Annotated in this window: 13 protein-coding genes and 10 pseudogenes; all 23 read left to right on the forward strand. The window is 48.2% G+C overall.

All coding sequences use genetic code 11. The features are described 5' to 3' along the window. Positions 1 to 24: 24 nt before the first annotated feature. The 23 genes and pseudogenes from queA (at position 25) to dltD (ending at position 25,352) form a co-directional block, all read left to right on the forward strand. Positions 25 to 1,056 carry a tRNA preQ1(34) S-adenosylmethionine ribosyltransferase-isomerase QueA gene (gene queA / locus JCM17471_RS03460; RefSeq protein WP_054776830.1) on the forward strand — a complete coding sequence of 344 codons (1,032 nt, stop codon included), beginning with the start codon at positions 25 to 27 and terminating at the stop codon, positions 1,054 to 1,056. A 112-nt stretch (positions 1,057 to 1,168) separates the two neighbouring features. Next, a pseudogene (gene tgt, locus JCM17471_RS03465) lies at positions 1,169 to 2,310 on the forward strand (tRNA guanosine(34) transglycosylase Tgt). A gap of 80 nt (positions 2,311 to 2,390) precedes the next feature. Then, on the forward strand, positions 2,391 to 2,771 hold the full coding sequence (gene yajC, locus JCM17471_RS03470; protein WP_056992503.1) for a preprotein translocase subunit YajC: 381 nt from the start codon (positions 2,391 to 2,393) through the stop codon (positions 2,769 to 2,771). Between the two features lie 237 nt (positions 2,772 to 3,008). Beyond that, positions 3,009 to 5,623: pseudogene (gene adhE, locus JCM17471_RS03475) on the forward strand (bifunctional acetaldehyde-CoA/alcohol dehydrogenase). A gap of 109 nt (positions 5,624 to 5,732) precedes the next feature. Continuing rightward, positions 5,733 to 6,389, forward strand: a complete 657-nt coding sequence (locus JCM17471_RS03480) for a metal-dependent transcriptional regulator (RefSeq protein WP_054776832.1) — start codon at positions 5,733 to 5,735, stop codon at positions 6,387 to 6,389. A gap of 36 nt (positions 6,390 to 6,425) precedes the next feature. After that, a pseudogene (zwf, locus tag JCM17471_RS03485) lies at positions 6,426 to 7,890 on the forward strand (glucose-6-phosphate dehydrogenase). A gap of 89 nt (positions 7,891 to 7,979) precedes the next feature. Then, positions 7,980 to 9,088: pseudogene (dinB, locus tag JCM17471_RS03490) on the forward strand (DNA polymerase IV). A 46-nt stretch (positions 9,089 to 9,134) separates the two neighbouring features. Then, positions 9,135 to 10,432: pseudogene (locus JCM17471_RS03495) on the forward strand (DRTGG domain-containing protein). A gap of 3 nt (positions 10,433 to 10,435) precedes the next feature. Beyond that, the gene (locus JCM17471_RS03500) at positions 10,436 to 11,392 is read left to right on the forward strand and encodes a DHH family phosphoesterase (RefSeq protein WP_054776833.1); all 957 of its coding nucleotides are present in this window, start codon (positions 10,436 to 10,438) and stop codon (positions 11,390 to 11,392) included. A gap of 3 nt (positions 11,393 to 11,395) precedes the next feature. Continuing rightward, positions 11,396 to 12,739, forward strand: a complete 1,344-nt coding sequence (locus JCM17471_RS03505; RefSeq protein WP_054776834.1) for a DEAD/DEAH box helicase — start codon at positions 11,396 to 11,398, stop codon at positions 12,737 to 12,739. A 249-nt stretch (positions 12,740 to 12,988) separates the two neighbouring features. Beyond that, positions 12,989 to 15,630: pseudogene (gene alaS / locus JCM17471_RS03510) on the forward strand (alanine--tRNA ligase). Positions 15,631 to 15,707: 77 nt separating this feature from the next. Beyond that, the gene (locus JCM17471_RS03515; RefSeq protein WP_054776835.1) at positions 15,708 to 15,968 is read left to right on the forward strand and encodes an IreB family regulatory phosphoprotein; all 261 of its coding nucleotides are present in this window, start codon (positions 15,708 to 15,710) and stop codon (positions 15,966 to 15,968) included. Further along, positions 15,968 to 16,402: a Holliday junction resolvase RuvX gene (ruvX, locus tag JCM17471_RS03520; RefSeq protein WP_054776836.1), complete on the forward strand. Its 435-nt coding sequence runs from the start codon at positions 15,968 to 15,970 to the stop codon at positions 16,400 to 16,402. The genes JCM17471_RS03515 and ruvX overlap by 1 nt, the downstream gene beginning before the upstream one ends. Positions 16,403 to 16,442: 40 nt before the next feature. Next, complete coding sequence (locus JCM17471_RS03525; protein WP_054776837.1) at positions 16,443 to 16,763, forward strand: DUF1292 domain-containing protein; 321 nt, start codon at positions 16,443 to 16,445, stop codon at positions 16,761 to 16,763. A 305-nt stretch (positions 16,764 to 17,068) separates the two neighbouring features. Further along, positions 17,069 to 17,272, forward strand: a complete 204-nt coding sequence (locus tag JCM17471_RS03530) for a cell division protein ZapA (protein WP_054776838.1) — start codon at positions 17,069 to 17,071, stop codon at positions 17,270 to 17,272. A 15-nt stretch (positions 17,273 to 17,287) separates the two neighbouring features. Then, positions 17,288 to 17,830, forward strand: coding sequence for a CvpA family protein (locus JCM17471_RS03535; RefSeq protein WP_054776839.1), 543 nt, complete (start codon positions 17,288 to 17,290; stop codon positions 17,828 to 17,830). 109 nt (positions 17,831 to 17,939) lie between these two features. Further along, positions 17,940 to 20,286: pseudogene (locus tag JCM17471_RS03540) on the forward strand (endonuclease MutS2). A 72-nt stretch (positions 20,287 to 20,358) separates the two neighbouring features. After that, positions 20,359 to 20,669, forward strand: a pseudogene (gene trxA / locus JCM17471_RS03545) (thioredoxin). Between the two features lie 250 nt (positions 20,670 to 20,919). Beyond that, positions 20,920 to 21,068 (forward strand): annotated as a pseudogene (locus tag JCM17471_RS03550) (teichoic acid D-Ala incorporation-associated protein DltX). A gap of 16 nt (positions 21,069 to 21,084) precedes the next feature. Beyond that, positions 21,085 to 22,611, forward strand: coding sequence for a D-alanine--poly(phosphoribitol) ligase subunit DltA (dltA, locus tag JCM17471_RS03555; protein WP_054776840.1), 1,527 nt, complete (start codon positions 21,085 to 21,087; stop codon positions 22,609 to 22,611). Continuing rightward, complete coding sequence (gene dltB, locus JCM17471_RS03560; protein WP_054776841.1) at positions 22,604 to 23,818, forward strand: D-alanyl-lipoteichoic acid biosynthesis protein DltB; 1,215 nt, start codon at positions 22,604 to 22,606, stop codon at positions 23,816 to 23,818. Before dltA ends, dltB begins: the two co-directional genes overlap by 8 nt. Positions 23,819 to 23,845: 27 nt before the next feature. Further along, positions 23,846 to 24,091, forward strand: coding sequence for a D-alanine--poly(phosphoribitol) ligase subunit DltC (gene dltC, locus JCM17471_RS03565; protein WP_054776842.1), 246 nt, complete (start codon positions 23,846 to 23,848; stop codon positions 24,089 to 24,091). Next, positions 24,088 to 25,352 (forward strand): annotated as a pseudogene (gene dltD, locus JCM17471_RS03570) (D-alanyl-lipoteichoic acid biosynthesis protein DltD). Before dltC ends, dltD begins: the two are co-directional and overlap by 4 nt. The last annotated feature ends 27 nt before the right edge of the window (positions 25,353 to 25,379 follow it).

Consider the following 25,379-nt stretch of genomic DNA (forward strand, 5'->3'; position numbering starts at 1 on the left):
TTTAATGGATTGGAAGGATTTACTGTGTTAACAACTGAAGACTTTGATTACAACTTACCCGAAGAATTAATTGCGCAAACACCACTCAAGGAACGTGACGCCAGCCGCATGTTGGTCTTGGACCATGAAACCGGCGAAATGGCAGACAAACATTTCTATGATATTTTGGACTACTTGAATCCCGGTGACGCGGTGGTAATGAACGATACCCGCGTGATGCCAGCACGCTTATACGGTGTCAAAGAAGATACCGGTGCCCACATGGAAGTCCTCTTGCTCAATAACATTGAAGGCGACAAGTGGGAAACACTGGTGAAGCATTCACGCAAAGCACCCGTTGGCACCAAGATTACTTTTGGTGACGGCTTGCTGGTCGCAACGGTGACCGAAGAACTCGAACACGGTGGCCGGATTGTTGAATTCAGCTATGATGGCATCTTCATGGAAGTCTTGGAACAATTGGGTGAAACCCCATTGCCACCATATATCAAGGAAAAGCTGGACGATCCCGAGATGTATCAAACCGTCTATGCCAAGGAAATTGGTTCCGCAGCGGCACCAACAGCCGGATTGCACTGGACCAAGGAATTATTGGACCAAGCGCAAGCTAAGGGTGTGAAGTTGGTTTATTTGACCTTGCACGTTGGTCTGGGCACGTTCCGACCTGTTTCTGTGGACAATATCGAAGATCACAAGATGCACAGTGAATTCTATCGTCTGACGCAAGACGCAGCCGACACGTTGAACGAAGTGAAGCAAAACGGTGGCCGGATTATCGCCACCGGGACGACATCGATTCGGACTTTGGAAACCATTGGGACCAAGTTTGATGGTGAAATCAAGGCAGATTCTGGTTGGACTGATATCTTCATCAAGCCTGGCTATCAATGGCGTGTGGTCAATGCCTTCATTACGAATTTCCACTTACCTAAGTCAACCCTTGTGATGTTAGTGGCCGCATTTACCGGTCGTGATAACATTCTGAATGCTTATCAACACGCAATCGATGAACGCTACCGCTTCTTCAGCTTCGGGGACGCGATGTTTATCAAATAATTGCGCTGGTCAAAATTGATCAGGTTTGTTAGACTGAGTGACGATTGTTATTTATTTTAGGACAAACTTGTTGATAACTAACGCGATGATTTGAAAAGGAGTTATTTAATTTATGGAACCAGCGATCAAGTACCGTCTGATTCACCAAGATAAGCATTCTGGCGCCCGTCTGGGTGAAATTATCACCCCGCATGGGACATTTCCAACGCCAATGTTTATGCCCGTGGGGACATTAGCCAGCGTTAAGACCATGGCCCCTGAAGAACTCGATGAAATGGGTGCCGGAATTATTTTGGCCAACACTTACCACTTGTGGTTGCGCCCCGGTGAAGACCTCATCGAAGAAGCCGGTGGCCTGCACAAGTTTATGAACTGGGATAAGGGGATTTTGACTGATTCCGGTGGCTTCCAAGTGTTCTCATTAGCCGGCATGCGTGACATCAAAGAAGAGGGTGTGCACTTCAAGAATCACTTGAACGCGCGCCAATGTTCTTGAGTCCAGAGAAGGCCATCGCGATTGAAAACGCCTTGGGGCCAGACATCATGATGAGTTTTGATGAATGTCCACCATTCTTCGAAAGCTATGACTATGTCAAAAAGAGTGTCGCTCGGACCAGCCGCTGGGCAGAACGTGGTTTGGAAGCCCATAAGAACCCTGATTATCAAGCCCTGTTTGGGATTGTTCAGGGTGCCGGTTTCCAAGACCTGCGCGAACAGAGCGCAAAAGATCTGGTCAGCATGGACTTTCCTGGATATTCTATTGGTGGGTTGTCCGTCGGTGAATCCAAGGACGAGATGAACCGGGTGCTCGATTTCACAACACCATTATTGCCAGAAAACAAGCCACGTTACCTGATGGGTGTGGGTTCTGCCGATGCCTTGATTGATGGCGCACTGCGCGGGATTGACATGTTTGACTGTGTTCTGCCAACACGGATTGCCCGTAATGGGACCGTGATGACGAGTCACGGTCGGTTGGTAGTCAAGAACGCGAAGTATGCACGTGACTTCTCACCGCTGGATGATAACTGCAACTGCTATGCATGTCGCAATTTCACCCGCGCGTACATCCGTCACTTGATCCATACCGATGAAGCCTTTGGGATGCGATTGACGACATATCACAACTTGTACTTCTTGTTGCACCTGATGCAACAGGTTCGCGAAGCTATCGCCAATGACGCCTTGCTTGACTTCAAAGAAAGCTTCTTTGAAGAGTATGGGTACAATACCGCAAACGCGAAGAATTTCTAGCCAAAACTGGTACTCAATCGCTGAATCTGTTACAGTTAGAGATGAAAAACTATGAAAATGAGGTGCCTTAAGTGCAAGGAATGAGTATGATTATCTTGTTAGTTGTGATGGGTGGTTTCATGTATTTCAGCATGATTCGGCCACAACGGAAACAACAAGAACAACGCAAACAAATGTTAAACGCCATGAAAAAGGGCGATGCTATCGTCACAATCGGTGGCTTACACGGGAAGATTGATGAAATCAACGAAGACAAGCAAACTGTTGTCATTGATGCTGATGGTATCTTCTTAACCTTCAACTTGTCCGCCATTCGGACTGTTGATAACGGTGCAGCAACAACACCTGTTGCCGCTGCAAAGCCTGTTGATGCACCAGCTGCCAGTGCAGCACCTGAAAAGGATGCCCCAGCAGCCGATGACAAGCCTTACACCGAACCAACATCAAACGACGACAAGTAATTTCTTCACAAATAGAGAAGCGAGAATGATCCGAAAGGATTTGTTCTCGCTTCTTCTTTTTGTGGTTGCGACCGACTCGTTGATCACAGTTACACAATTAAATTAAATGACAAACGTTGTTACAAAGCGGATAAAAAATATTTTAAAAAAAACTCGCAAGTTTTTGTTTACAAATTCACAAAATCGCGGTATATTTTACTCGTGAAATAATTAACAAACAAAAACGGAGGAAACATCATGTTGAAATCAACCGTAGTTACAGATCAAGCCGCTTCTACAGAAACCGTCGAAACAATGATTGACAAATTAGTTGTGAACGCCAAGCAAGCTCTCGCTGAATTACGTACTTTTGACCAAGAAAAGATTGACCACATCGTGCACCAAATGGCGATTGCCGGTCTCGACCAACACATGGAGTTGGCAAAACTTGCGGTTGAAGAAACAGGTCGTGGTGTCTATGAAGACAAGGCCATCAAAAACATGTTTGCGACCGAAGAAATCTGGCACGCCATCAAAGACAACAAAACAGTGGGTGTCATCAATGAAGATAAGCAACGTAATCTGGTCCAAATCGCTGAACCAATCGGGGTGATTGCAGGTGTCACACCTGTCACAAACCCAACAAGTACCACCATGTTCAAGGCAGAAATTGCGATTAAGACACGTAACCCAATCATTTTTGCCTTCCACCCAGGTGCTCAAAAGAGTTCTGCCGCAGCGCTCGATACCTTGCGTGTTGCCGCTGAAAAGGCCGGTTTACCACACGGTGCCCTGCAATACATCGAAACACCAAGCATGGATGCGACAAAGGAATTGATGACGCACCCTGGTATCGCCACCATCTTAGCAACTGGGGGCCCAGGCATGGTCAAGTCCGCTTATTCATCAGGTAAGCCAGCACTCGGGGTTGGCGCGGGGAATGCACCTTCCTATATCGAAGCCACAGCGAATATTAAGCAAGCGGTTAACGATTTGATTCTCAGTAAGAGTTTTGATAACGGGATGATTTGTGCCTCTGAACAAGCCGTGATTGTTGACGAAAGCATCTACGCAGAAGTCAAAGCCGAATTTGCAGCACAAGGGGCTTACATTGTAAAGAACAAGGAAATCCCTGCATTAACAGAAACAGTCATCAACCCAGAAAAGCACGCGGTTAACCCACGCATTGTCGGGAAGAGCGCCCACCAAATCGCTGAATGGGCCGGCATCGAGGTACCAGAGGCAACACCAATTCTGGTAGCTGAAATCAAGGATGTGGGTGACAAGTACCCATTGTCTCGCGAAAAGTTATCCCCAGTCTTAGCGATGATTAAAGCAAAGGATCATGCGGATGCCTTCAACAAGGCAGAAGCCATGCTCGACTTAGGTGGTTTGGGCCACACCGCTGTAATCCATACCCAAGATGACGACTTGGCACTTGACTACGCCACACGCATGCAAGCCTGCCGGATTCTTGTCAACACACCGAGCGCTTTAGGTGGGATCGGGGATCTCTATAACGAAATGATTCCTAGTCTGACACTGGGCTGTGGCTCATACGGTGGCAACTCCGTCTCACATACGTCGGCACCGTTGATCTGTTGAACATCAAGACATTGGCAAAGCGCCGCGACAACATGCAATGGATGAAGCTGCCACCTAAGATTTATTTTGAAAAGAATGCTGTTCGTTACCTCGAAAAGATGGAAGGCCTCAACCGCGTTTTTATCGTCGGTGATCGTGGCATGGAGAAACTCGGCTACATCAAAGTCGTTGAAGATGTTTTGGGTCAACGTGTTGATCCTATCCAAATGCAAACCTTTGTCGATGTTGAGCCTGATCCAAGTACCGACACCGTCTACAAGGGCGCTGAAATGATGAAGGACTTCAAACCCGATACGATTATTGCCATCGGTGGTGGGTCCGTCATGGATGCGGCCAAGGGTATGTGGTTATTCTATGAAGCAGAAGACGCTGACTTCTTTGGTGCAAAGCAAAAGTTCTTGGATATCCGTAAACGGACTTACAAGTTCCCTAAGCTGCGCAAGACCCAGTTGGTATGTATTCCAACCACCAGTGGGACCGGTTCTGAAGTGACCCCATTTGCGGTCATCACGGATTCCAAGACCCACATCAAGTACCCATTAGCCGACTATGCGTTGACACCAAACGTTGCCTTGGTCGATAGCCAATTCATCGAAAGTGTGCCACCAGTGGTTGTTGCAGATACCGGATTGGATGTTTTGTGTCACGCCACAGAAAGCTTTGTTTCCACAATGGCGACAGACTATACGCGCGGTCTGAGCCTGCAAGCTATCAAGTCTGTCTTTGATAACTTGGAAGATAGCTACAAGGGTGACCTGGTTGCCAAGGCCAAGATGCATGATGCCTCCACCATTGCCGGGATGGCCTTTGCGAATGCATTACTTGGGATCAACCACAGTATCGCTCACAAACTGGGTCAGGAGTTCCACTTGCCTCATGGCCGTTGTATCGCAATCACAATGCCACACGTAATCCGCTTCAACGCGAGTCAACCAAAGAAGCGGGCCATCTGGTCGAAGTACAACTACTTCCGTGCCGATGAAGATTACGCTGAAATTGCGCGCTACTTGGGCTTGAAGGGGAACACGACAGCTGAATTGGTTGAAGCTTATGTCCAAGCAATCATTGATCTGGCCGATCGGGTTGGCATCAAGATGAGTTTGAAGGATCAAGGTATCAGCAAGCAGGCAGTCGATGCAGCTGTGGATAACTTAGCCGAATTAGCTTACACCGATAACTGCACGGTGACGAACCCTCAAGAACCATTAATCAGCGATTTGAAGCAAATTATCTTGGACGAATACAACGGTCCTCAAAAGCAACACTAATTTTTCCTCCTTTACTGAAAACACGCCGTCAAAAAGCGTGTTTTTTGTGTCAAATCAGGCATAATAGAGAGAGGTAAATAATGCTTATTTAAAATAAGGTAGGGAAACAATGACGCCAAACAAAGAAGATTATCTGAAGTTAATCATGGAACTGGGTGGCGACGAAGAGCTGATTAGTAACAAGCAAATTGTCGGCGGGATGCAGGTTTCAGCAGCATCGGTCAGTGAAATGATCAGCAAATTAGTGGAACAAAATTATGTGACGCATACGCCTTACCAAGGGATTCAATTGACTGAGTCCGGTCGGCGGGCAGCCGCGCTATTAGTGCGCAATCATCGCCTGTGGGAAGTGTTCTTGGTGCAAGAATTACAATATCCTGTGGATGCCATTCACGTGGAAGCAGAAGCACTCGAACATGCCACAACGGCCGAGATGGCCAATCGCTTGGCAGCACGGCTCAATTACCCACAATTCTGTCCACACGGTGGCGTGATTCCAGATGCGAGCGGTCACTATCAACCGCAGAGTCGCTTGAGCCTCGAACAGCTAGAAGTCGGCGATTTTGCGATTATCGATCGAATTCTTGACGAATCCGCATTAATTGACTATATTGGACAGCTGAACTTAAAGATTGGTGATCAGGTCGAAATTACGGCTAAGTCGGACGATACCATCACGTTAAAAACGGTCGATGGCCGGCAGATCCCATTCATGAACGCGCGCAGTGGGCATGTTTTTGTCCAACCACAAGCGCACATACATTAAAAAGGCGGTGTCACAAATGGATGAAAAAAAGCAGTCATTATTTTATTCGGTGGTTCTGGCGACTTGGCGAAGCGTAAACTTTACCCAGCCCTGTTTCAATTGTTTAACCGTGGTGAATTACAAGATCACTTTGCGGTGATCGGTACGGCCCGGCGGCCTTGGAGTGACGATTACTATCAAGAAATCGTGACAGCTGCTGTGACGAACTTGCCACAAGCAACGCCTAAGAAAGTGGCCGCTTTTGCGAGCCATTTCTACTATCAATCCCATGACGTGACAGACGCCGAACACTATGTCACTTTGAAGACATTAGCGCAGAAGCTCGATGACAAATACGGTGTCGGTGGCAATCGCTTGTACTACATGGCGATGGCACCTAACTTCTTTGGCACAATCGCGAGTCACCTGAAGTCTGAAAAGTTACTCACAGATGATGGCTTTAACCGGCTGGTGATCGAAAAGCCATTCGGGCATGATTACGAGAGTGCAAAGACGTTGAACGATTCCATCAGCGCCACCTTCAATGAAGATCAGATTTATCGGATTGACCACTACTTAGGTAAGGAAATGATTCAAGCGTTGCTCGCCTTGCGGTTTGGCAACCAGTTCTTTGAACCTGTCTGGTCTAACAAGTATATCGATAACATTCAGGTCACCTTGGCCGAAGTGGTCGGGGTTGAAGAACGTGCCGGTTATTACGAAACGGCGGGGGCCTTGCGCGATATGGTGCAAAACCACATCATGCAATTGCTCGCTTACTTGACTATGAAGAAGCCAACTGCCTTTACAGCCGATGCCGTTCATGCGGCGAAGGATGAAGTCTTCAATGCCTTACACCCTTACACGGTTGCTGAAGCCAGTGCCAACTTCATTCGCGCACAGTACACTGAAGCAACGATTGATGGCAAAACGGTCCCTGGTTATCGTCAAGAAGATGGCGTTGCACCTGATTCCATGACTGAAACCTTTGTGGCTGGGAAGTTGCAATTGGATATGCCTGAATGGCGTGGTGTGCCAATCTATGTGCGGACCGGTAAGCGCCTGACCCAAAAGTCAACGCAGGTCACGATTACCTTCAAGCCAACGGCACCAAATATTTTGCAGCCAACGGCGAGAACAAGCCAAACCAACTCACCATCTACGTTGAACCAAAGGAAGGGTACAGCCTTCAAATCAACGGGAAGAACATGGGCCAAGAGTTCGAACTCGAAAACGAGACCTTGAGCTTTACACATGACGATAAGTCCGTTAACAAGGCGCCTGAAGCCTACGAACGGTTACTCTTAGATGCATTGAGTGGGAATCAAACCAACTTTACGCACTGGACAGAACTCGCTCAGACTTGGCAATTCGTGGATGTGATTCGCAAGGCCTGGGATCAAATGCCTAATATGCCAACTTATGCGGCTGGCACAATGGGGCCTGTGGCGGCGGCAGCGCTGCTTGAAGCGGATGGCCATCACTGGGTATTCCAACCAACAAAATCGAGTTAGCAGACTAACTCACGATGCAACACAGTAGGGGCTGGCAATATTGTCAGATCCCCTATTTTATTTGGTAGCAAAGCTAGCGTGGAAAGGAGTGAGTCACTTGGCACTATTTGATCTGCCATTGCCCAATGATACGTCGCGCAAAATTATTCACGTGGACATGGATGCTTTTTACGCGTCGATTGAAGAACGCGATCACCCCGCATACAAGTCAAAGGCCTTGGTGATTGCTCACGATCCGCGCCAAACAGGGAGCAAGGGTGTCATCACGACGGCCAATTACATCGCGCGACAGTATGGGGTCAACTCGGCGATGCCATCGAATCAGGCGCTCAAGCTGATTCCCAAACAGTTATTGGTGTTCAAAGATCCTGATTTCACCAAGTATCGGGCGGTCTCGGCGCAGATACACACGATTTTCATCAGGTGACAGATTTGGTCGAACCCGTGGCTTTCGATGAAGCGTATCTGGATGTAACGGCGAATCATCATTTCAGTAGCACCATCCAGTTGGCGCTGTGGCTGCAACAACAGATCAGTGCCCAAACACACCTGACCAGTTCGATCGGGATCTCGTACAACAAGTTTTTGGCCAAACAGGCGTCTGACTACAACAAGCCGGCGGGCCGAACGGTGGTCATGCCCGAGCAGGCGCTTTTATTCCTGGATCAGCTCCCAATCGGTCAATTTCGCGGCGTCGGTAAAAAGACGTTGCCCAAACTCACCGATTTGGGGGTCACGGATGGCAAGACCTTGCGCCAACTCAATCAGCAAACGCTAATCGATCTGTTCGGCAAGATGGGTTTTCTGCTCTATCAACATGCCCGTGGTGTGGATAATCGCCCGGTCGCGGTGCGTGATGCCAAATCGATCGGGAAAGAACGCACATATGGCGCCGTGTTGACAACTGAAGAGCAAGTTCAAAATCAGTTACAGTTCCTGGCCAATCTGGTCGCGACGGCGCTGCAAAAAGGCCAAAAGCACGGCAAGACAGTGGTGCTGAAAGTGCGCGATCGGGATTTTGAAACCCACACCAAACGGGTGACGATGGATCACTACATTCAAGACGAGGCGACAATATTAGCGGCGGCGCAAGAACTGTGGCAGCAAGAGAAACCCAGCGAGTTATTGATTAGGCTGCTCGGGATTACGGTGACGAATCTCGATCCGATTCAATATGAAAATATTGACCTGAATCTCAATCAATAGCTGTGAATGCTATGTTATACTCAAGTAGACTGTGGAGGAAATTGAGATGGCAACCAAGCATGAACAAATTCTAAATTATATCGCTGACCTCGCTGTCGGCGAAAAATATCAGTGCGTTCCATTGCCAAGGCTTTACGCGTCAGTGAAGGCACTGCATATCGTGCAATCAAGGACGCTGAAACCGCGGGCATTGTGTCCACGATTGAACGCGTAGGGACGATTCGGATCGAACAAAAGCCCGCTAATCCGGACGATCAACTCAGTTTTGCGGAACTGGTTGAGATGCTCGATGCACGCGTTCTTGGCGGTGAGTCCGGCTTGAATAAGCGCTTGAATAAGTTTGTGATTGGGGCCATGACCAAGGCTGCGATGGGGCCATATATCACCCAGAACTCACTGATGATTGTGGGGAATCGGGAAGAGGCCCAACAGTTGGCACTTGAAAATGGGGCTGCAGTGTTGATTACCGGTGGCTTTGAAACCAGTCAGGCTGTGATTCAATTGGCCAATGAACTGGCGCTACCAGTGCTGCAGACCAATAACGATACCTTTACAGTGGCGACACTGATTAACCGCGCATTATCGGATCAAGCCATCAAGCAAGATATTGTGACGGTTGCCAGTGTCTATACGCCTAAGTTACAATTGGTCGTCTTGCATCCAGAAGATACCGTGGCAGATTATCAACAACTGTCGCCTGTGACTGTTCCTGTGGTAACCAATACCGGCCGTTTGGTTGGGGTAGTGACGCCAAAAGATGTTGCGGGTAAAAAGCCATCGATGTTGATCGATCGGGTGATGCAACGTGATCCGCTGACGGTGAAGCCGTATCTCAGTGTGGCAACGGTGAGTCATACCATGCAGGGCAATGGCGTCGAACGCCTCCCCGTGGTGGATGACAGTTGGCAACTTCTCGGCATGGTGACACAGCGGGCAATCGCTAATAGCCTGAGTGGTACTGCACACCAAGGCACCAGTGATGGCACGTTTGCCGATCAGGTGGCGCAACAAATTGAGGCCGCCGATCTTTCGGGGAATAACTATCAGTTCCAGCCACTGCCAATGATGACCAATAGCTTAGGGGCGCTGAGTTTCGGGGTCCTTACCGAGGTTGTCAATCAAGCGGTCACCGCCTTTTTGGGCCACAATCAATATCAGAATGTGTTGGTGGAGCAGATGGCCTTGAATAACTTTCGGCCGGTGCCGTTGGAGTCGCGGGTCAACTTGGCGATTACCGCACTCGAACTCAATCGCAGTCATGCCAGTCTCGATGTCGATCTGACCAGTGATGGTCGCCGCATCGCGAAAGCTGTCGTGACTTGCCAATTATTAGAGAGGAACTAATCGATGACAATTCAGCAAGATATTTTTAACGCAATCGAACAAAATGACGTGATCATCATTCACCGTCACGAACGGCCCGATCCCGATGCATTGGGATCACAGGTCGGCCTGGCGACGACGATTAAGGCAACTTTCCCTGACAAGTCGGTCTATGCCGTGGGCGATGGTGACGTTGGCAACTTGTCATGGTTGGCTGAGATGGATGAAATCCCAGACGAAACCTATCGCGATGCCTTGGTGATTGTGACGGACACCGCAGATACACCGCGGGTCGCTAATCAACGCTACAACATGGGCAAGATGTTGATCAAAATCGACCACCATCCCAATGACGATCCATATGGGGACATCACGTGGGTGGACACAACGGCCAGCTCGACATCCGAACTGTTGATGAGCTTCATCGATAGTATGGATGGCAAGTTGAAGTTGGTTGCACCTGCCGCTCGCCTGTTTTATGCCGGGATTGTGGGTGACACGGGACGCTTCATGTTCAATAACACCACCCCACATACCTTAGAAACGGCCGCTAAGTTGATCAGTTATGATTTTGATCCGACTGCTGTGAATCAGAAGATGAACGAAATTACGCTGAGTCAAGCACGGTTACAGGGTGAAGTGTTTGAGAACCTGCATATCGAGCAGGGCGGTGCCGCATACACCATTATCACGCGGCAGCGCATCAAGGAGCTTGGCCTGGAAGATGACCAGGTTCAAGCCGCGGTTAACACCCCCAGTCGGTTGGGCAATGTGTTAGCCTGGATGCTGTTTGTGGAACAGGTTGATGGCACTTATCGCGTCAACCTGCGCTCCAAAGGCCCCATCATCAACGAGTTGGCTAAGGCGCACAATGGCGGTGGTCATCCACTGGCCAGCGGTGCCAAAGCGGCTGACAAACAAGAAATTGACCAGATGGTGCAAGAATTAATCACCATCGCAACAAATTACGAGAAAGAGTGACGAATGGATAATCAATTTAAGCAATACCAATTACCAGAAACAATGATTCAGGCACTGACCAAGATGGATATTGTAAACCCAACCCCGATTCAGCAGCAGGTAATTCCCGCTGTTTTACGTGGTGAAAGTGTCATTGGGCAGAGTCAAACCGGTAGTGGGAAGACACATGCCTTCTTAGTGCCAATCATCAGCCGAATCAATGCCGATAGTGATACCGTTCAAGCAGTAATCACGGCACCTAGCCGTGAACTCGCCAACCAGATTTATTCGGTTGCGAGCCAGCTGCTCGATAAGGACTCACCAATTCGCATCAGTCGTTTCGTCGGGGGTACCGATAAGGCCCGCCAAATCGATAAGCTGAAGCGTCAACAACCACACGTTGTGATCGGGACACCGGGGCGGATTCTCGACCTGATCGATGCCAACGCATTGAAGAGTTACACGGCTAACACTTTTGTTGTCGATGAAGCGGATATGACACTCGACATGGGTTTCCTGAACACAGTCGATAAGATTGCGTCCACCTTCCCAGGTCAGTTGCAGATGCTGGTGTTCTCAGCTACCATTCCACAAAAGTTACAGCCGTTCCTGAAGAAATATATGGCCAATCCGACCGTGTTTGAAATCAAGCCACAGAGCGTGATCGCCGACACGGTTGAAAACTGGTTGATTGCCGTGAACAGTCGTGATCGCAACCAATTGATCTATCAATTGCTGACAATTGGCCAACCATTCTTAGTGCTGATTTTTGCGAATACCAAAACCAGCGTCGACAAGATTCATGCTTACCTGACAGATCAGGGGCTCAATGTCGCTAAGATTCATGGGGACGTGCCACCACGTGAACGCAATCGCATCATGAAGGAAGTCGCAGACCTCAAGTATCAATTCGTCGTGGCAACCGATTTGGCCGCTCGTGGGATCGATATCAAGGGTGTCTCTCATGTCATCAATGCCGAAATTCCAGCCGACAATGAATTCTTCATTCACCGTGTCGGTCGGACCGGCCGTAATGGCATGTCTGGAACAGCGATTACGTTATACATGCCAGGGCAAGAAGCACAGATTGCGGAATTGGAACACTTGGGCATCAAGTTTGAACCCAAGTCCATCAAAAACGGCGAGATTGTGGACGGGTACGATCGCAATCGCCGGGTCAACCGCAAGCCCAAGCAAGAAGAATTGAGCCAAACCATTCAGGGGCTGGCCAAGAAGGAAAAGGCCAAGCACAAGCCCGGTTACAAGAAGCGTGTGCAAAAGGCGATTTCTGAAGAACGGCGCAAGAACTCACGGATTGCAAAACGTGAAGCGTTGCGTGCGTCCAAGAAGGCCAACAAGAGCCGTTAGCTCGCTTGCACTTCTTTGCTAAAACTTTTATAATGAAACACGAATCAGGATATACGCGTTTGCACTGCCCACTGTTCAGAAAGAGAATCATAGCTGCGAGATTCTCAGTCGGTGTGACGCGCGCTCCCTGTTTTGACAAGTGAACGAGACAAATGAAGTGGTAAACGATAAACATCGTTGCAAACAAGGTGGTACCGCGCGTGAGCGTCCTTGATATTGCAGCGGTGTTTTTATTTTGGAGGGATAGCAGTGAAACAACTCAGTAGTGGCGAAATTCGCCAGATGTTTCTAGACTTTTTTAAGAGCAAGGGACATGCAATTGAACCCAGTGCATCATTAGTACCAGTGGATGATCCAACCCTTTTGTGGATTAATTCCGGTGTGGCCACCCTCAAGAAGTATTTTGACGGCTCCGTCGTGCCCGAGAATCCCCGAATTACCAATGCGCAAAAATCGATTCGGACAAACGATATCGAAAACGTCGGTAAGACCGCACGGCATCTGACTTTCTTTGAAATGCTCGGGAACTTCTCCGTCGGTGATTACTTCAAGGAACAGGCGATTCCGTGGGCCTGGGAGTTCTTGACCAGTCCCCAATGGCTGGCACTCGATCCCGCTAAGTTGTACGTGACCGTTTATCCTAAAGATACAGAAGCTAAGCGCATCTGGCATGATGTCGTTGGCTTGAGTGATGATCATATTTTTGAAGTGGAAGATAACTTCTGGGATATCGGTGAAGGCCCAAGTGGTCCAGACTCCGAAATCTTCTATGATCGTGGTCAATCCTTCAACAATGTGGCAGACGATGACCCTGAAAATTATCCTGGTGGCGAAAATGAACGCTACCTTGAAATCTGGAACATCGTGTTCTCTGAATTCAATCACTTACCAGATGGCCGCTACGTGGAACAACCACATAAGAACATTGATACCGGGATGGGCTTAGAACGCCTCGTCGCTGTGATTCAGGACGCCAAGACCAATTTTGAAACCGATCTATTCATGCCAATTATTCAGGCGACCGCTAAGCTCAGCGATCACCGCGAATACGGCAAGAATGCGGCAGACGATGTGTCATTCAAGATTATTGCCGACCACGCACGGACAGTCACATTTGCTATCGGTGACGGCGCGTTACCAAGTAATGAAGGCCGTGGCTACGTGCTGCGGCGCTTGATTCGTCGGGCTGTGTTGAATGGCAAGAAGTTGGGCATTGAGCAGGATTTCTTGTATCAATTAGTGCCCGTCGTTGGCGATATCATGAAGAGTTACTATCCAGAAATTCTGGATAACCAAGCCTTCATTCAAAAGGTGATTCGGTCTGAAGAAGCCCGTTTCCGTGAAACTTTGGATGCTGGGGTTAATCTGTTGAACCAGATTATTGATGGCTTAAAGGCCGAGAACAAGACCCAAATTGCCGGTGAAGAAGCCTTCAAGTTGTTTGATACCTTTGGCTTCCCCGTTGAAATGACTGCTGAATACGCTGAAGATGAGGGCATGAGTGTCGATATGGATGGCTTCAAGGCCCAAATGGAAGCACAACGCCAACGTGCTCGTTCCGCTCGTTCCGATGATCAATCCATGGGGAGTCAAAACGAATTATTGATGGACATCAAGACGGAAAGCAAGTTTGTCGGTTACACTGAATTGAGCGACAAGCATGCCAAGTTGATGGACATCATTACCGCGGACAAAGCACTGGACAGTCTGGATCATGGGACAGCGCAACTGTTATTTGACGAAACACCATTTATGCCGAAATGGGTGGCCAAGTGGCCGATCACGGGGATATCAAGTTGATCGATGGCACCGTGGTTGCTCACGTAACCGATGTTCAACACGCACCAAACGGCCAGAACCTGCACACCGTTGATGTTGTGGGTGAACTCAAGGTCGGCCAAACCTATTGGCTCGAGGTCGAAGCAGAACGCCGCAATAAGATTTCAAAGAATCATACGGCGACGCATTTGCTCGATCAAGCCTTGCGGATGGTACTTGGCGAACACACGCATCAAGCGGGTTCATTGGTTGAACCTGACTACCTGCGTTTTGACTTCACTAATTTTGGTCAAGTGACCCCAGAACAACTGCAAGAAGTGGAACGCATTGTTAATGAACAGATCTGGGCAAGCCTGCCAATCAGTGCGATTGAAACTGACATTGAACACGCCAAGCAATTGGGCGCTATCGCGATGTTTGGCGACAAGTACGGCGATATCGTGCGGGTGGTTTCCATCGGCGATTTCAACAAGGAATTCGATGGTGGGACACACCCAAGCAACACCAGTGCACTCGGTCTGTTCAAGATTACATCTGAATCCGGGATTGGTGCCGGTGTTCGCCGGGTTGAAGCCGTCACATCACGTGAAGCCTTCGAATACCTCAACCAGCAACAGGCCTTGTTGAACGATACCGCGCATGAATTGAAGGTCGATCAGATCAACAAGACGCCACAGAAGGCTGCACAATTACAGGCAGACTTGAAGGCGGCCCAAAAGACAATTGAAGGTCTCCAGGCACAATTAGCGGCACAAGCGGCCGCTGGGATTTTTGATTCTGCTGAAACGGTAGGGGAGCTGACCTTGATCGCCCAAGCCGTCAAGGTTGCCGGGATGAATGAATTGCGGCAATTGGCTGATGAATGGAAACAAAAGAATGCATCAGATGTGCTGGTCTTAGCAACTGCCGTCGATGGCAAGGTGAGTCTGTTGGTTGGTGCCAATAAGAATGCCAACGACCACGACGTGAAGGCTGGTCAATTGATTAAGCAAATCGCACCAAGCGTTGGTGGCGGTGGCGGTGGTCGTGATGACCTCGCCCAAGCCGGTGGTAAGAAGCCAGATGGGATTTCTGCCGCCCTCAACATGGCAAAAACAATTTTACTGGGCTAATTCAGAGTCGATGATTGTACTTTGAGAGCGTTTCAAGTAAAATATAAGATGAATTGGGCAGAATAGAGGTGTTAAGAATGAGCACATTAGATCAAACCGTCCACTTTGATTTTCGGGATAACAATCCTAAGAATGTTCGTGAAACATTAGAGACCGTGTATGCGGCACTTGAAGAAAAAGGGTATGACCCCATCAATCAAATCGTGGGCTACCTGATTTCGGGAGATCCTGCGTACATTCCACGCTACAACGATGCACGAAGTCTTATTCGGAAGCACGAGCGTGACGAAATCATTGAAGAATTGGTTCGTCATTACCTGAATAAGGAGAAAGCATAATGCGGCTTATGGGTCTGGATGTGGGATCACGCACAGTCGGCGTCGCCATCAGCGATCCGCTGGGCTGGACCGCACAAGGACTTGAAATTATCCGTATTAACGAAGATGAGGCCATTTTTGGTCTCGATCGTGTGGCTGAACTCGTTGCGCAGTACGAGGTGACTGGTTTTGTTCTGGGCTTGCCTAAGAACATGAACAACACACAAGGGCCTCGTGCGGAGAAGGCGAGAGAATACGGTCAGATGTTGGTCGACAAATTCGGTTTACCGATTGATTTTGTCGATGAACGCTTAACAACGGTCGAAGCATCCCGCATGCTCATTGAGCAAGCGGATGCGAGTCGCAAGCGCCAAAAACAAGTGATCGACAAGTTAGCTGCACAGATGATTCTTCAGGGCTACTTGGATGGCAAAGGTAAGTTAACAAAAGAATAATAATTGGTAGGCGATTGCCACCACTAAAGGAGGGTCAGTCATGGCTGATGAACATTTACAACCAGGTGAAGACGAACAATTGATCACCTTAATTGACGATAAAGGGAACGAAGAACTCTATCAAGTTTTGTTCACTTTTGATTCCGAAGATTATGGTAAGAGCTATGTCTTGCTTTACCCACAAAGTGCTGAAGACGACGAGGAAGTTGAAATTCAAGCTTTCTCCTTCACACCAGACGAGAATGGCGATGCGAGCCAAGGCGACCTGTATCCCATTGAAAACGATGACGAATGGGCAATGATTGAAGAAGTGTTGAACACATTCTTAGCGGATGACGATTCACACTTGGAAGACAAGTAAATCAAACCATTTTTCGACAAAAGAGACTGTGATTGCCCAAGTGGGTGGTTACAGTCTCTTTCGTTGTGTTGTGGATTGCTAAACGGAAATTGTCGATTATAAACGCGCTCCACAAGGCAAAAAATTCCGTTTAGCGCATCTTTGCCGAAACCACAAACCAGCTTCTGGCAAAGATATTGCTAATCCTCATGTTTACGCGCCTTTTGTCACGCTCTGGCACATTACGTGTTTTCATGGTAAAATAAGCCGTTGATACACTCAAGGAGGACGTTTTTGGCAGAGCAAAAAGACGGTTTAAAGCCGTTATCGCGGGTAAAAGTTACACAATCGTGGGTCCCGGTTCTCAGGCTCACTTTGAAACAGTGACGCAACTCTTAAATGAACAACTGACACAAATCCACCGACTCGACCCGAAGTTATCGCGCGAGGAGGCAGCAATGCTACTGGCATTTAATGCGCTATCTGATCAGGTCAATCAATTGGCTCACGATCAGAATCAAGCAGATTAGAGGACTTTGGGATAGATGCTTTCGATACTAATACTTTTAACTTTGGCATATTTTTTCTACTCAGGTGCACGCAGAGGACTCTACATGCAGCTGTTCAATACCTTGGGCTATGCGTTGAGTTTCGGCGTGGCCTATTTGTTGGCTGATGGTTTGGGCAAGCAATTGACTCTCGTTGTGCCATACCCATCCGCAACGGAGCAGAGCACGTTTACGTTCTTTACCAATCAGGTGGGCTTAACGCTCGACGCTGCGTTTTATCGTGGCTTTGCCTTTGTGTTTATCTTTGGCATCGGCTGGTTGGTGACGCGGTTTGTGGCGCTTTGGTTCCATCAGCTCACGTATGCGGGCCACAATCCACGACTCAGCTGGATACTGGGCGGCTTGCTCAACTTGCTGGTCGGATACCTGATTGTCTTTATGATCTTGTATCTGCTCGCGTTGATTCCAGTTGCAGGCATTCAAAGCGGGCTGCAAAACTCGCTCCTGGCACGCCTGATTGTGCGCTATAGCCCAGGTTTAACCAATCTCTTTACGCAGTGGTGGATTATTGCCGCGTAGTTCAATCATAATAGTCCGTCAAAAAGGTTGTGCGCAAAACGGAAGATGTTTTGGCACAACCTTTCCGTATTTTATTAACAAGAAAACAGTGGTGAATGATGAATAAAAAATACTAGATATTCTCGAATTTAATCGCATCCAGCAGACGTTGCAGAGCTATATTGTGACGGCTGTGGGGTTTGATATGGTTGCCCAGCTCAAACCCGTGAGTGACGCGCTCACGATGCAAACCGCGTTAGATGAAACCGCAGACGGGGTCACCATTTTACGTCTCAAGGGTGGTATTCCCGTGCCGATGCTTGAAAACATTCGCCCGGCACTCAAGCGGGTCGATATCGGTGCCGTGCTCAATGGGCAGGAACTCGCTGGCCTGAGTCGCATTCTTTCGACTGTTGCCGCGGTGGATCGCTTCTTGGTCGATCTGCAAGATAACGTTGATCTGCGTCAGGTGTATCAATTGCAAGATCAATTGACCGCCGTACCGGCACTAGCCAAAGCATTACGCACGGCCGTGGATGAAGATGGTCGCATTCTGGATGATGCCAGTGCCCATCTGCGCGGTGTGCGCCAACAGATCAAGCGCCTAGAAAATGATATTCGCAAGCGTCTGGAAGGGTACACGCGTGGCAATTCTGCCAAGTACCTGAGTGATCCGATTGTGACGATTCGGGATGACCGTTACGTGATTCCCGTACGGGCCGAATATCGGAATCAGTTCGGTGGTGTGGTCCACGATCAGAGTGCGACCGGACAGACGCTGTTCATCGAACCGCAAGCAGTTGTGGATATGAACAATCAGTTGCGCGAAGCACAGATTGAAGAAAATACCGAGATCAATCGGATTTTGGCTGAACTCTCGAATCAGGTTGCACCATATACCAGTGAGTTGGCCGATAATGCCAATATCTTAGGTCATTTTGACTTTATCAATGCTAAAGCAAAGTATGCGCAACAAATGAAGGCCACAGAGCCATTGATCAGTGACAGCAATTTCGTGAATCTGATCGATGCGCGGCACCCCTTACTCGATCCCAAGCAAGTGGTTGCCAATACGATTACAATCGGTGAGAAGTATCAGGCCATTGTGGTCACTGGGCCAAACACCGGTGGGAAGACCATCACACTGAAGACCTTGGGATTGATTCAGTTGATGGCCCAATCGGGTTTATTTATTCCCGCAACGGAAGAGAGTACGGTCGGTATCTTCAGTCAGGTGTTCGCTGATATCGGTGACGAACAGTCGATTGAACAGAACCTGAGTACATTCTCCTCACACATGCAAAATATTACGCAGATTCTGGCGGATTTGGACGACAAGAGCTTAGTCCTGTTTGATGAATTGGGCGCCGGGACTGACCCTCAAGAGGGGGCAGCACTAGCGATTGCCATCCTGGATCAAGTGGGGGCAATTGGGGCCTATGTGGTTGCCAGCACGCATTATCCCGAACTCAAGTTATACGGTTACAATACACCGGGGACCATCAATGCCTCCATGGAATTCGATGTCACCACCTTGCAACCGACCTATCGCCTGTTGATCGGGGTGCCAGGGCGCAGTAACGCGTTTGATATCTCCCTGCGTTTGGGCTTGAATCCGGATATTGTCAATCGCGCAAAGTTATTGATCAGTGATGACAGCCACGAGCTGAACAATATGATCAGTGACCTCGAAAACCAGCGCAATGCGGCCGAAAGCGAGTATCGCGATTTGACGAAACAGTTGGCGGATGCGCAGAAGTTGCATCAAGAACTACAAACTGCTTATACCACGTTGCAAGAAGAACGCGACAAGCAAGTGGCACAAGCTAAGCGGCAGGCCAACCAAATCGTTGAAAATGCCGAGGTTAAGGCAGATAAAATCATCAAGGATTTGCGTCAGATGCAACTGGATAACGCCGGTAGCATCAAAGAAATCAATTGATTGATGCCAAGACAGGGCTGCGGCAGTTGCGTCAAGAAGAGGCGCCACTGAAGAAGAACAAGGTGCTGAAACGCGAAAAGGCCAAGCAGTCATTCAAGGTTGGCGACGAGGTCATGGTGACCAGCTATGGTCAAAAAGGGACCTTGCTCGAACAACTGGATAAGACGCACTGGCAGGTCCAACTCGGGATTCTGAAGATGAAAGTTGCGACGACTGATCTTCAAAAAGCACAGGTGGAAAAGAGTCAGCCTAAGCGTCGTGTCGCTACGGTGCGTGGCGGCATGAATAGTGGCCCATCCACCACGCTTGATCTGCGCGGTCAGCGCTATGATGAAGCAATGGCCAACTTGGATAGTTATATCGATGCTGCCTTGCTGGCCGGCTATCCCCAGATCACTATTGTGCATGGTTTGGGCACGGGTGCGATTCGCAATGGGGTCACGCAGTACTTGAAGCGCAACCGCCAAGTTAAAAAATTTGGCTTTGCCCCTCAAACTCGGGTGGCTCCGGCGCGACCATCGTTGAATTCAAGTAGTAAACAGGGCGTTTGCACAACTGCGTTAAACGCGGTATACTTGTGGTTACAAAAAGTAAGGGGGTATTTCAAATGGTTCAAGCTGTTACAGATACAGATTACAAAGCAGAGACCGATTCAGGCGTTGTCCTGACTGATTTTGGGCAACATGGTGTGGTCCTTGTCGGATGCAAAGTCCTGTCATCGAAAAGCTGTCTGAAAGCCGCGATGATGTGAAGTTCGTCAAGATGGACGTTGATGCCAATCCAGAAACCCCACAATCTTTTGGGATTATGGCGATTCCAACAATGATCATCAAAAAAGATGGCGAAGTTGTCGAGAAGTTAGTTGGTTATCACACCAAGGAACAACTCGAAGAAGCATTGGCTAAGTACACGGCCTAATGGTGTCTCAATCAGAAAGAGGTTACGGCAATTGTCGTGACCTCTTTTTTGTGGGCGATTGATCAAAATACCTGCACTTGCGAAATCTATAAATAGCGGAAAATCCTGGAAAATTGATTGTAATTACTTGCTTTCAGCTCAAAATGAGCTCATCTAACAAAATGTTAGGTGATTGAGAGGCGAAACAGTTTAGCAATTTCCAGAAAAACTATAATGGTCAAGAACTTAAAAATAAATGGGGTGGGGAAGCGTGATCGCCAAATTAAAACAATTGTGGCACAACGCGACATTTCAGTTCGTTTTTGGACTATCGCATATTTTTTCATTTTGATGGCGCTCGTATATCTGTACAGCTACAGTGGCATCAACAACAGCAAGTTTATCTATAATGAATTCTAGTGGAGGGGAGTCGCTTATGGTCGACAATATTATTCATGCAATTGATCAGGTTGCCACTGATCAACCCAACCAAATCGCATATGTTTACGGAGACAACCAATACACATATGCCACACTCAAAGCAGACTCAGATCGGTTAGCTAATTTCTTCAGTCAGGTATTACCAGAGAAGGCACCAATCATTGTCTATGGTGGGCAAACATTCGAAATGATTACAACCTTCTTGGGTCTGTCTAAGTCAGGTCACGCGTATATTCCAATCGATACGCACAGCCCTAGCGAACGGATTACTCAGGTGCAAGAGGTTGCCGGCTCACCAGCCATTATTGCGGTTGAACCATTACCCATTGAAGTACCCGATGTGCAAATTATCGATGCTGCATTACTTCAAGAGGCTGTTAAGACGGGCAATCCTAATTACGATGCAAGTAAGCAAGTGAAGGGTGACGATAATTACTACATCATCTTCACCAGTGGGACGACTGGTTTCCCTAAGGGGGTTCAAATCAGCCACAGCAACTTGCTCAGCTATGTGAACTGGAACGTGGATGACTTCGGGTTGAAGCCTGGCGTCGTTGCCATGTCGCAACCACCATATTCATTTGACTTATCCGTTATGGATCTGTATCCAACATTAGTACTGGGTGGCACACTGAAGGCTATTCCAAAGCAAGTGACTGACAACTTCAAGCGCCTGTTTGAGGTCTTGCCAGAACTGGGCTTGAACGAATGGGTGTCAACACCATCATTTGTTGAAATTGCCTTGCTCGATCCTAATTTTGATCAAGCACACTATCCAGACCTGAGTCACTTCTTGTTCTGCGGTGAGGAACTGACCAACAAGACCGCTGTTGCCTTGAACACACGATTCCCAAATGCAGCAGTTTACAATACTTATGGCCCAACCGAAGCCACAGTTGCGGTCACCGGGATGCAAATCACATCAGAAATTACTGCCAAGTATGATCGCTTGCCTATCGGGTATGCTAAGGCGGACACAACAGTCTATGTCGTTGATGAAGCCGGTAAGAAGGTCGCACCTGGTGTTGAAGGCGAATTGATGATTGTTGGCCCAAGTGTTTCAAAGGGCTATCTCAACAATCCCGAAAAGACAACCAAAGCCTTCTTTGATGCAGATGGTCATGCCGGCTATCGCACAGGTGATTTGGTGACCATGGATGAAGATGGGTTAGTCTTCTATCGTGGGCGGACTGATTTCCAGGTTAAGCTTCACGGGTATCGGATTGAGCTGGAAGACATCGATCACAACCTTGCGCAGGTCAAGGAAGTTAAACAAGCTACCACCGTTCCGCGTTATGACAAGGAGCACAAGGTGACGCAATTGATCGCCTATGTGGTCCCTCAGACATCCCCGGTCGATAACGCGATGGCCTTGACCAAAACAATTAAGGCCGAACTAGGCGAGTTAGTGATGGAGTATATGATTCCACAACGAATCGTGTACCGTGACGCACTGCCACTGACGGCAAATGGGAAGGTCGATCGCAAGGCCTTGATTGCCGAGGTTAACCCGCATGCTTAATTTACAACCTTATGAAAATCCGATGTACTTTGTCTACCTCCTGATCGGCTTGGTGCCCGTCATTATCGGTATGTTCCACGGCCGCCGACACCGCATCTATGAGAGCATCTTTTCACTGTTCTTTCTGGTATTGATTTTTGATGCTGACAAATGGCCGCAAGGTAAGGCACTTATCTTGTACATCGCGTATAACACGTTATTGGTTTGGCTCTATGCCAAGTACCGCACCAAGGAGAACTCAAGCAATAAGACCTGGGTCTTCTACATGGCGGTTATCTTGGGGATTGCACCCTTAACGGTGGTCAAATTCACACCACTGTTTTCCACGCACCCTTCGTTATTAGGCTTCTTAGGGATCAGTTACCTGACCTTCAAAGTGGTCGGCATGATCATGGAACTGCGTGACGGTGCCATCAAAGAAGTTAATTTTGTTCGATTCCTGCAATTCTTGCTGTTCTTCCCGACCATCTCAAGTGGGCCAATCGACCGTTACCGGCGTTTCCTAAAGGATTACGATTCAGCCCCAACACCTGAGAAGTATACGGAACTTTTCAGTAAGGCCATCCATTATCTGATGCTTGGCTTCCTGTACAAGTTCATTCTGGGCTATCTGTTCGGGACGCTGTTGTATCCACACTATGAGCATCTCGCACTTCTCGCACACGGTAATTTCTTAGGCCTGTCATGGCCGTTGGTCGGTGTCATGTACAGCTATTCCATGTATCTGTTCTTTGACTTTGCGGGTTACAGCTTGTTCGCCGTTGCGATCTCCTATCTGATGGGGGTCGAAACACCAATGAACTTCAACAAGCCGTTCATCTCATACAATATCAAGGACTTCTGGAATCGTTGGCACATGAGCTTGAGTTTCTGGTTCCGTGATTATATCTACATGCGGTTTGTCTTCTTCATGATGAAACACAAGTGGGTCAAAAGCCGCGTGGTCACCGCCGCGATTGGTTATTTCGTTCTCTTCGGGATTATGGGGATTTGGCACGGTGAAACTTGGTATTACATCGTCTACGGGCTGTTCCATGCCTTGTTGATCAACTTGACGGATGCTTGGATTCGCTTCAAGAAGAAGCACAAGGATTCATTGCCAAGTAACAAGTTCACTTACGCCTTATCTGTATTCTTGACCTTTAACACGGTCTGCTTCTCGTTCTTGATTTTCTCAGGATTCTTAGACAAACTCTGGTTCCACTAAAAATAAAACTAAGTGAGGTAACATATTATGGCTGATGAAGCGATTAAAAATGGTGTCATTGAAGCGTTAGAAGACTTGACAGGTTCTGACGAAGTTGCAACAGACTTGGACCTTGATTTATTTGAAACCGGCTTGCTGGATTCAATGGGGACTGTGCAATTATTACTGGAACTTCAAAATCAGTTCGGTATCGATGTGCCCGTTTCAGAATTCGATCGTAACGAATGGTCCACACCAAACAAAATTATTGCGAAAGTAGAAAGTATGCAATGAAAATAAATAAGACCATTTGGCGGGTGCTCGGCCCCTTAGCCATTGCTGCGGTCTTAGTACTGGGACTGCTGCTTTTGCCGTTTAGCTTCGGCACCCCCAGCCAATCAACGATGAGTAAAGCAGCGACATCTCTTTCTGATAATGTTTTGAAGGGGCAACGAATCAAGAATGCCGCTGCCAAAGACAATTATGTGCCGTTTATCGGTTCATCTGAACTGTTGCGGATGGATAGCTTCCATCCCTCTGTTCTGGCCCAGAAGTACCACCGTGATTACACCCCATTCCTGCTCGGGAAGGCCGGCACGCAATCATTGACCCATTTCCTGTCCATGAATGCGATGACGAATATGACCGGGAAGAAGGCCGTTGTGATCATTTCACCACAGTGGTTTGTGAAACAAGGGGTCAATAAGAACATGTTCGACTTCTTCTACTCACCCGCTCAGGTGGCGTACTTTGTCGAACATGCCAAGAACAATACCGCGGACCGTTATGCGGCTTCACGGATGTTGGACTTTCCTTCCGGGAGTTCAGATGGGACCGTCGAGGATGCCCTGAAGAATATCGCGTTGGGCAAACCAATCACGGGGTACCAACGAGCTTATATCACTGACTTTAAGGCCAACATGCTCGACCACGAAGATGCCTTATTCTCACAGATTGCACCGGGTAGTAACCAAGCTACTATCGATAAGGCGGCAAAAGCCTTACCAGCTGACTACAACTTCGGTACGCTCGATCAGTTAGCCATCAAGATTGGGAAGAAAGAAACTGCTGGTAATCCGTATGAAATCAAGAACAGTTTCTACAACCAGCGTGTGAAATCACATATCAAGCGGCTCAAGGATTCTCAAGAGAACTTTGATTATCGTTATTCACCTGAATTTTCTGACTTCCAATTGTTGCTGAACACGATGGCCAAAAGAAGATGGACGTCATGTTCGTCATTCCGCCAATCAATGCGCGTTGGGCTGATTACACTGGCCTCGATATGAACATGATCAACGACTTTACCCGCAAGATTGAGTATCAATTGCGGTCTCAAGGCTTCGAGCATATTCTCGATTTGACACAAGATGGCGCGGAACCTTACTTCATGGAAGATACGATTCACATTGGCTGGCGTGGCTGGCTCAAGATGGATCAAAGTGTCGCACCATTCTTGAAGGACTTGAAGGCTGATCCTCAGCACTACAAGATGAATAATCACTTCTACACCAAATCTTGGCAAAACGCCAAGGCACCGGTGAAAGTTGACTAGTCGCGTGTGAACGCGTTTGGTCTCGAC

Origin of the sequence: Lacticaseibacillus saniviri JCM 17471 = DSM 24301 (assembly GCF_001311785.1) — a bacterium.
Taxonomy (GTDB): Bacteria; Bacillota; Bacilli; order Lactobacillales; family Lactobacillaceae; genus Lacticaseibacillus; species Lacticaseibacillus saniviri.